The sequence below is a fragment of the Peribacillus simplex genome (genome assembly GCF_001542915.1).
In the GTDB taxonomy this organism is placed as follows: domain Bacteria; phylum Bacillota; class Bacilli; order Bacillales; family DSM-1321; genus Peribacillus; species Peribacillus simplex_B.
This window is the reverse complement of record NZ_LNNH01000015.1, coordinates 1-2,569: the sequence shown is the minus strand read 5'-3', so window position 1 is coordinate 2,569 and position 2,569 is coordinate 1. Positions and strand designations below refer to the sequence as shown.

General features: G+C 40.7%; 1 protein-coding gene and 1 pseudogene. One reads left to right on the top strand and one right to left on the bottom strand.

All coding sequences use genetic code 11. The features are described 5' to 3' along the window. Positions 1-779: pseudogene (locus tag AS888_RS09330) on the top strand (transposase); the annotation flags it as partial. Positions 780-915: 136 nt separating this feature from the next. Here AS888_RS09330 and AS888_RS09325 read toward each other — a convergent pair. After that, positions 916-2,007, bottom strand: a complete 1,092-nt coding sequence (locus AS888_RS09325) for an FUSC family protein (RefSeq protein ID WP_061141914.1) — start codon at positions 2,005-2,007, stop codon at positions 916-918. Positions 2,008-2,569 lie beyond the last annotated feature (562 nt).

Sequence of the window (2,569 nt, the reverse complement as noted above, 5' to 3'; positions counted from 1 at the left end):
TAAATTTGATAAGGAAGAAACCAAAGCAATTAAAGAAAGTACTACGGATCCTGAGAGTGGCTACTATGTGAAAGATGAACGAACAAAACAGTTTGCCTATTCATTCCATGCGGCCGCAGACGGCAACGGTTTTGTATTGGGAACGATTGTAACACCTGGTAATACACATGACAGTCATATTTTGGAGCCACTTGTTGAGCAAGTGAATTGAGAAAGTTGGAAAACCAGAAGCAGTTGCCGCAGATGCAGCTTATAAAACACCAGCGATTACAAGCTACCTATTTAACAAAGAAATCACACCTGCTTTACCCTATACACGTCCTCGTACAAAAGAAGGATTCTTTCGCAAACATGACTATGTTTACGATGAACAATTTGATTGTTACCTTTACCCTTCGGGAGAAACTTTAAAGTACTCAACAACAAATAAAGAGGGCTATCGCGAGTACAAATCGCCCAAACAAATTTGTGCAACATGCTCATTTTTATCACGGTGTACTGAAAGCAAAGACCATCAAAAAGTAGTGACACGGCATATCTGGCAAGCATATGTGGAAGAAGCAGATCATCTGCGTCATCATCAAGAGGTAAAACCTATATATGCGAAACGCAAAGAAACGATTGAGCGTGTATTCGCAGATGCAAAAGAAAAGCATGGTATGCGTTGGACTACTTTAAGGGGACTTAAAAAATTGTCGATGCAGGCGATGCTTACTTTCGCTGCCATGAATTTAAAGAAGATGGCCACTTGGACATGGCAAGGTCCTAAAACGGCTTAACATAGTGGCTCGAAGAGCCCAAATCTCGTAACCTTTGGTCAAAATTTCAAAGGAATTTCAAAAGGGGTTCGGAATTTTTTAATTCCGAACCCCTTTTGTCTACAAACTGAGACGGTTCCCCGAGAACCGTCTTTTTTTAATCTTCTTCATACTGGACAGAAATTTCGTTTTCTTCCTTATGGAAGGACTGAAAGCTGACGATCAGCTTTTCAAGATGCTCCAACTGCTCATCATATTCGATGACGGAAGAAATCAATGGTACAAGACGGGCAGAAAGGTGGCCGAGATTATCATGCATTTCATCGACATGATTTTGCTGTTCGAAAAAGTGGGCTAGCAGCTCTTTCCGACTTAAGCAATCCTGGTCCCAATCCTCAATCTCCCCGATCGATTTGATTTTTTCGATATGCAATAAAATCAACTGCTCATGCTTGCGGATCAAGGAATCAAGCTGGTGGAAGATACTCCGCTGGAAATCTTCAGGCATTTGATAGATTTCATTCTCGAATTTATGGATTCGCTTCAAGGTTTCAAACGCTTTTTTCGTTGTAATGATCATCTGCCGGTAAATGACAAGCTTCCGGGCTTTAGCTAAACTGTTCTTCTTGAAATATTCCCGTTCCTCTTTGTACATGGAATAGATATGTTCCAAATCTAATAATTCCGCTTTCAGCCGGCTGATGTCTTTCTTCAATAAGGTGTGTTCTGTAGCATGCCTTGTGCTGATCCTGATCCATTTCAAGATATCTTCCGACACATCGGTAATCCGTGTATACAGCTTTGCTTCATACTTGGGTGGAAGGAATACGAGATTCACGATAAAGGATGAAACGATACCAAGCAAAACGGAGGAGAGACGTATAAAGGCAAAATTCAGGAATTCCCCGTCCTGGCTTTCCATGATGGCGATGACCGTCACGATGGAAAGGACAATCGTTTTATCCATTTTCAATTTTAAATTGATGGTAATGACAACCATTACGGCAAGGCCGATTATAAAAATATCATTTCCGAACAGCAAAACGAAGGAGACAGCAACCAACGCACCAATGATATTTCCTTGTACTTGCTCCAGCACCGTTTGGTATGAACGGTAAATGGTCGGCTGTATGGCAAAAATTGCAGCAATCCCAGAAAGGACAGGAGCAGGCAGGTTAAGCAATTCCGAAAGATAAAGCGCTAAAACGATTGCTATTCCTGTTTTGAGAATGCGGGCACCAAACTTCATATATAGGTTAATCCTTTCTTTGTCATTTATAAGGGCACTATTTATATATAGGCTTTTGCTTAAAGTTGTATTCTAACTTATTTGTTAGTACTTTACACTAAAATGATGCGATGTAAACAAAAAGAAATCTTTAGATACTCTTTACAGCTACAAGAGGCAAATTCCAGTTTAATATATAAAGAAAATATAGGCAATTTAATGATTGTTTTCAACTGTTATTTTTCTGTCGCTTTCGGACAATCCAAGCGGCATTCGACTGGAAAAAACTGATGCTCGAATTAAAGAGCATCAGTCAGACTGTAGACAAACTCGATGAAAATCGAGTTTGTCTATTTTTATGGCCTGTACAATTTAGACGTTGATTTCCACTCCAGGCACTCGCTTTCCGCGGGCGGTCGGGGAGCCTCCTCGGCTTTGCCTGCGGGGTCTCCCCTAGACGCGCTTTTCCCGCAGGAGTCTCGTACACCCGCTCCAATCAACTTTGTCTTACCATTTAGATAGAACACTTTTGACTGGAGTCATTTTTGTTTTAAAATTGAAGGATTAAAACTTGAGGTGATGA

Coding starts and splice junctions, on each gene's coding strand:
- AS888_RS09325 (WP_061141914.1), bottom strand. CDS start 2,007: ATGAAGTTTGGTGCCCGCATTCTCAAAACAGGAATAGCAATCGTTTTA.